The 6,000-nt window shown below is 59.2% G+C and carries 7 protein-coding genes and 1 tRNA gene; 2 read left to right on the top strand and 6 right to left on the bottom strand.

All coding sequences use genetic code 11. From position 1 onward, the window contains the following. Positions 1–111 precede the first annotated feature (111 nt). A complete protein-coding gene (locus tag BKH20_RS03180) occupies positions 112–312 on the top strand; it encodes a YdeI/OmpD-associated family protein (RefSeq protein WP_075379019.1) in 201 nt (66 codons plus the stop codon). A 43-nt stretch (positions 313–355) separates the two neighbouring features. Here the strand turns inward: BKH20_RS03180 and BKH20_RS03175 are convergent, their stop codons facing one another. From BKH20_RS03175 to BKH20_RS03165, 3 genes are all read right to left on the bottom strand, one after another. Continuing rightward, positions 356–1,396, bottom strand: coding sequence for a DUF1266 domain-containing protein (locus tag BKH20_RS03175; protein WP_075389907.1), 1,041 nt, complete (start codon positions 1,394–1,396; stop codon positions 356–358). Between the two features lie 88 nt (positions 1,397–1,484). Continuing rightward, on the bottom strand, positions 1,485–2,657 hold the full coding sequence (locus BKH20_RS03170; protein WP_075389906.1) for an aminotransferase class I/II-fold pyridoxal phosphate-dependent enzyme: 1,173 nt from the start codon (positions 2,655–2,657) through the stop codon (positions 1,485–1,487). Between the two features lie 125 nt (positions 2,658–2,782). Further along, positions 2,783–2,867, bottom strand: a tRNA-Leu gene (locus BKH20_RS03165). Positions 2,868–3,143: 276 nt separating this feature from the next. Here BKH20_RS03165 and BKH20_RS03160 point away from each other — a divergent pair. Then, complete coding sequence (locus tag BKH20_RS03160; RefSeq protein ID WP_075389905.1) at positions 3,144–3,512, top strand: helix-turn-helix domain-containing protein; 369 nt, start codon at positions 3,144–3,146, stop codon at positions 3,510–3,512. 172 nt (positions 3,513–3,684) lie between these two features. On the opposite strand, the gene BKH20_RS14510 is transcribed toward BKH20_RS03160, so the two are convergent. The 3 genes from BKH20_RS14510 to BKH20_RS13925 are packed head-to-tail and all read right to left on the bottom strand — an operon-like array spanning position 3,685 to position 5,791. Beyond that, positions 3,685–4,251 (bottom strand): hypothetical protein, encoded by a 567-nt coding sequence (locus tag BKH20_RS14510; protein WP_256693007.1) that lies wholly within the window; start codon positions 4,249–4,251, stop codon positions 3,685–3,687. Further along, a complete protein-coding gene (locus tag BKH20_RS03155) occupies positions 4,248–5,354 on the bottom strand; it encodes a hypothetical protein (RefSeq protein WP_256693006.1) in 1,107 nt (368 codons plus the stop codon). Before BKH20_RS03155 ends, BKH20_RS14510 begins: the two co-directional genes overlap by 4 nt. Then, on the bottom strand, positions 5,351–5,791 hold the full coding sequence (locus tag BKH20_RS13925) for a hypothetical protein (RefSeq protein WP_143224929.1): 441 nt from the start codon (positions 5,789–5,791) through the stop codon (positions 5,351–5,353). The genes BKH20_RS03155 and BKH20_RS13925 overlap by 4 nt, the downstream gene beginning before the upstream one ends. Between the last annotated feature and the right edge of the window lie 209 nt (positions 5,792–6,000).

The raw sequence follows: 6,000 nt of genomic DNA, 5'->3' as shown, positions 1-6,000 counted from the left end.
CACAAACAATCTGACACCCTCCGTGTCGGCGTTGATGAGGGCCACCACAATCTCCCTTCCTTGACTTCCTTATCCGCGCGATAGTTCTGTCAATCGGTCAGAGGAGAGGCAATGAGTGACGAGCAGACAGGTATCCCGGCGGAGCTGTCCGAGGCGCTGTCGGAGAACGAGGCGGCGGGGAGGATATTCGAGGCTCTGCCTGCATCGCACCGCAACGAGTACCTGCGATGGATCGGTGAGGCGAAGCGCGCCGAGACCCGTCGTCGTCGGGCCACCAAAGCAGCAGAGATGATGGTGGATAAGCACGGGTAGGCCCGGCTCGGCGTTATCCGCGGATCGCCGTTGACGCGCTTCCTCAGGCGCGCTTGGCGAAGTGGTGATGCTGGTCGGCGTGGGGGCCGAAGTGCTGGGGGCGGTGCTGCCCGCGGACAATGACCTGATCGTCGACCCAGCGCTCCCACCGTGTGGCGTGCTTCCTTTCGCCCGCACCCAGTGGTGCGGCCGCACCGGCGTCAAGGAGGTCGTCGAGAATGAGGAACGAGGGCTCGGGAGTCTCGACGTCCCAGTTGATGAGCCCCCACGGCCCGTCGGGGCTGAGGAGAACCAGTGAGCGGTTGAGGTCGTGCAGGTCGTTGAAGTGCTCGTCCTTGCCACTCGTGGAGTTCCAGTACCAGCGTGCCAGCCGGAAGGACTCCGACACCTGCGTCCAGCTCCGATAGCGCTCCCGCAGCCCCCGATCCAGGATCGCGAGCGTGTCCCAGGTCTCCTCCTCGGTCAGCCAGCCCAGCACGAATCCGCAGCGCGTCAACATGGCGGCGCGGACCAGGTCCCATGCCGAGAAGTCCACGTTGCGGATGTCCCGATCGTTGTTGAGCATGCGCTCGAGGCGCCACAGTGTCTCGGCCGCGTCTGAGGATGACTCGGCAGACTCTCGCAGCTCGTGGCGCTCAGCCTCCGCCAGGGAGGTGTCGACCCAGCGGGCGCGCTCCGCGTCGAAGCCGCTGCGGTGGCCGGAGGTGATGAGCCAGTGGACCTGGGAGAGGAGATCGGCGCGGGAGCACACTTCCCAGTCGAGGGAGAGCGTGGTGCGGGTGCCGTCAAGATCGGAGCAGGCGAGACGGTCCCACGGGTCTCGACGGCACAGGGAGTACGGCGCGCAGATCGCCAGGAGCCGCTCATGCGGACCTGCGGTGAAATCCTGGGGGGCAGAGTGTCTGACGGGCCGATGGTGCTCAGTGAGCTCATTCCAAGTGGACTCCTCGCCTCGGTGCGGGGCGGAGGAGGCCTTATCGCGGCGCAAGCGTATTTTTTGATGAATTGATTTGGAGATCTCGATGGTGGCGATCGCCCCAAAAACTACCAGCGCGGCGGAGAGGAGCAGGGTCTGCAGGGACATGACGAGAATTGTGCAACATGTGAACAGGTGAGTGCCACATTGATGCACACGGCTCGATACCGGATTATTGAGTTGAATGCCTGTTTATTTACAGGTTGTTGATGAAGGTTTCGAGGCGCTTCATTCCTTCGTGCAGCTCGTCGCGGGAGGCCGCGTAGGACAGTCGCACGTGGGAGCGAGCCGTGGTCGTGGAGAAGTCCAGCCCAGGAGTGAGAGCCACATGCGCCTCTTCCAGGGCGCGGTGACAGAAGGTCTGGGCGTCGAGCCCTGTGGAGGAGACGTCGAAGTAGACGTAGAAGGCGCCGTCGGGCAGGACCGGGACCGTGAGGTCGATGCGTTGCAGCCCGTCGAGCACGATGCTCCTGCGGGCGAGGAGCTCTTGGCGACGCTGCTCGCACACGGAGATGGATTCGGGGGAGAAGGCCGCCAGTGCGGCCTGCTGAATGGGCGTCGAGGCGCACAGGAAGTAGTTGACCGCCAGGTTCTCGGCGGGGGCCACGAGCTCCTCGGGAAGAATCGCCCAGCCCAGGCGCCATCCGGTCATCCCGAAGTACTTGGAGAAGGAGTTGATGACGATCGCCTCGGGATCGGTCTCCAGGACGGTGCGTGCCGGCGTGCCGTCCTCGCCTGGATCGGCCAGGCCCAGGTAGATCTCGTCGACGATCCTCCAGGCGCTGCGTTCGCGCGCCAGTGCGCAGATCGACGCCAGCTCCTCGAAGGGGATGGACGTGCCCGTGGGGTTGGACGGGGTCGCCAGCATCACCGCGCTCGTCTGAGGAGTCCACGCCGCCTCGGCTGCGGCCCGGTCCATCTGGTAACGGCTGGCAGGACTGGTGGGCGCCAGAACGATCCGGCCACCGTAGGTCTCCACCAGCTGCCGGTTGCAGGGATAGGACGGATCGGCGATGACGACGTCGTCACCGGCTTGTGTGGTGGCGGCGGCCACCAGCAGGAGCGCCGACGACGCACCCGTGGTCACGACGATCCGGGCAGGATCGACTTCGACGCCGTGCCTGTCCCGGTAGAAGCCGGCAATGGCCTCACGCAGTGCGAGCAGGCCCAGGGCGGGGGAGTAGGGCAGTGGTCGGCCGTCCATGACGCGGCACATCTCCTCGCGAACCGCGGGAGGGGCGCCGAAGTCGGGCTCACCCAGGCTGAGCTTGGCGATCGAGTGGCCCTCCGCCTGGAGGACTCCAGCGCGTTCACCAATGCTCATCGCATAGAAGGGCTGAGCGGCTTTGGCCCGGGCGGCGATCTTCATGACGGCTCCTTGACTCGAGGCAGGACAGGCCCAGTGTCCCCCTTCCCATAGCGGGAGGGCAAAGGTTTCGTGAGGGAACGGCGACGTTTCGAGAACCAGAGGTGATGGTTTGTATAGCGATGCTGTGGTGCCTCCGGCGGGACTCGAACCCGCACGCCCGTAGGCAGCGACTTTTAAGGTCGCGGTGTCTACCGATTCCACCACGGAGGCAAGACGTGCCCCAATGTTTGAGTAACTGGGGCGTCAGTACACCTCCGCACCATCGCTCCTAACAACCTAGCGGTGCTTCTGGACTTCCGAAGGAAGCTGGCCGCCGGTGAGGGCGGCCAGGTGTGTACCGACCCCAATGTAGCGCATCTGCCGGCTACTGACGGGTCGGATGGCGCGGTGGGCGATGCGGACGAGTCCAGGCCATCTCACGGGGCAGATGCGGCAGAGCCAGAAGGCGAGCCCCTGCAACGACGATGCACCGCACCGGCCAGCAGCGTGGGGGAGTGGCCGAACGATGAGAGTGATGCGCCCGACACCGCATCACGGTCGCCGCGCAAGGTTGACCGCATCAAGCAGACGAAGTTCCGCCCCCTGACGCCGGAGCAGCGCCAGCAGGTGGTCGACCTGTACCGCGCCGGCGTCCCCGTCAAGGAGATCGTCCGACAGACGGGCGTCAACCGCTCGACGGTCTACCGGCTGCGCCGGCAGGCAGGACTGGAACGCAACCACCGTTTCACCGACGACGACCGTGCCCAGGCGATCCTCCTCCGCCAGCAGGGCCTGACCATCGCTGAGATTGCTAAGCGGCTGGGCTTCAGTGGTATGACTATCGGGCGCCACCTGGCGGCTGCTCGCGAGGAATGATGGCAGCGGCGGTGAGCGTGGTGCCTCTATCGTCGAAGAGCACCCAGAGCCATCTGGAGTGCCGATAGGTTTTTGCCACCGACTGGATCAAAGTCGCTATGCGGCGACTGGCACCCCATGCCTATGAGAAGGCCGACAACAGCGCCATTACATAAAGAAGGGGCTTTGATGGTTATGAGTCCGAGTCTTGCCTCGACTGCTCCTCCGCAAACGCCCTGAGGTCGTCCAGCATTTGCGTTGCTTCGGTCATGAGGCGTGCGATGTACTCCTGCGGAGTGTCCTTCCCGAGTTCTTCCTCGAGATAGGCCTGTCCACTGCTGCCTGACGAATGTGCCGCAATGCGGGAACGCATCCTCTGGATTCTTTGCAGAAGACGGACGTCGCGTTCGGTATGTTGGTATGACTGAGCCTCGAGGAATTTTCTGAGTTTAGCGATCCCTTTATCGTTCTTTGTGTCCGAAAGGTACGAGGCCAACTTTCTCTCGTTGAGATAATCTACTAAGACAAGTGCGAGGTTGATCGACTGTGCGCGCAGTTCTGCATCGGTGTCATTGACGGGGATACGCAGGCGCTGAAGTACGCCAGCGTCCGGCCCTTCTGCTTTGCGATGGAGCCGCCGCCCCCAGTGCTCGTCCCAAGAACTCTGTAGTTGGTTGTGCGCCAGTTTAAAGCAGTGTTCTTGGTTTTTGCTATTGGTTGGCTGGTTAAGGAATGCCCGACGAATAGTTACTTCACTCATTTCTGTGTCGGAGGAACATTATAGGCAAGCCAATGAGTCCAGTGCTCTGATGGGATATCTCGTCCAATGTCTCCAAGAAACACCAATATGATGTCGAAGAACTCATTGTCTATTTTAACGCCCCACAGGTGGGAACACGATAGGTATCCGTCACTCACCGTGTACAGCTCGGAATCATCATAGTATCTTTGGAGTACTTCTCGTTTAAAGAACACGGGCGTGAGGTAAGGAGGTGCGTCCGGATTCTTGCCGAAGTAGTTGGCAAGACGATCTGGATCGCATGTGTACTTGACTGGCTTGCCGTGGTCGTCTTCACCGATGATGAACTCTGGATAGTCTGCAGGATCAGCCTCGTCCCAAGGCCAGATTCCGCAGGTGTCTTGGGGTGGAGCGGGAATAATTCGTTTTGCTAACACTCGAGAGAAGACTCGTCTCTCTTCTCCTGATATCTGACCAACATTCAACGAGGCAAAAAGTAGGTCGATGTTGCTGTGGCCCTCAAACTCGAGATCGGAGAACTTGCTCAAGTTTTCGTTGCATGGCATGAAAGTAACGGAATCGACCAATAGAACTGCATCGAGTTGTCGCGCAGCCATGTAGCGCTTTAGTATGGGTGTCCGAACTTCAATCCTATCGTCTTGGAATCTGATGGCAAGATCTGTTGAACCGTCATTTTTGACTTCGTAGTAGTTGCCGGACTTTGGGTCCTGCCATAGGTTCATCAGGAGTCTGAATTCTTCGGACACTATCCAAGCATCTGGTACAACGCCGTGAAATTGGTGAAAGATAACCAATGGTTCGAAATCTGGCAGTTTATTGCTTCTCGTGTACGATATTTCGCCTCCACTAGTTGCAAATCCAGGAAATCCGTCACCCTTCGTGAAGTCCCAGCCGGCGTCTGAAAGAATTTTGTTGCGCATTCTTGGCTGAGCAAACGCCATGTAGCGACCGCCGTTGTTCTCATTGTCGAGATGCCAGTCGTCGTACACGACTGTCCATGGGCCATCGCCGTTGGTGAAGGCCGATTTGATCGTCCGCTCTTGCTTGAGTCGATCCCGTATCTGCTCATGTTCGTCGTCGTCCAGTTCGCTGTGCTTTGTCATGATGATTCCTTTAAATCAGTTGCGCTTTGCCCGGATAACGCGTTGTGTGTGGGAGGAATGTCTGTCTTTGCAATATCTTCAACTGCTTCGCCAATCACTGATTCTTCTATTTTACGAGATTTGTGCGGAAATGTAGCGGCCTTCAGGGCTATTGTGCTGGAAATGATCTTGTTCGCGTCCGACTGTTTGTCTGACTGCCTGAACCAGGGGCACCAGCACTTTTCGCAGCGCCGATAAGTCGTCATCGTCGGTGCGAGACGTTTGCGTTGATATGCGACGTGTTGTGTGATGTGATGGCCGCATTTGCAAACTGGCTCTATGGTTAAGAGTTGTTTTCTGCGGTTGATCCGTGTCTTCTTGCCGAGCACGACACTCCCATCGCCGAGGAGAGCATATGGTACGAGTGGTAATGGCCCGCCTGGCCTGTTCTTGTTCACCCATTCATAGTATCTTTTCCTGATTGCATCTCGACCTTCAAGTTTGTAGGCAGGAAGTCTGTTGCACGATGGAAGTGGCTGTGGAACGACAAAGTATAGATTTCGGCCAGGTTCGCAGTTTTTATTGACTACAGCCGATGCAGTGCGGGTAGATAGTGACTCTCTTAGATTTCTTTTTGAACTAAAGCGTTTAGTAAGTATAGATCGCA

The organism is Actinomyces oris (assembly GCF_001937445.1).
Classification (GTDB): domain Bacteria; phylum Actinomycetota; class Actinomycetes; order Actinomycetales; family Actinomycetaceae; genus Actinomyces; species Actinomyces acetigenes.
This window is presented reverse-complemented; position numbering and strand designations above follow the sequence as displayed.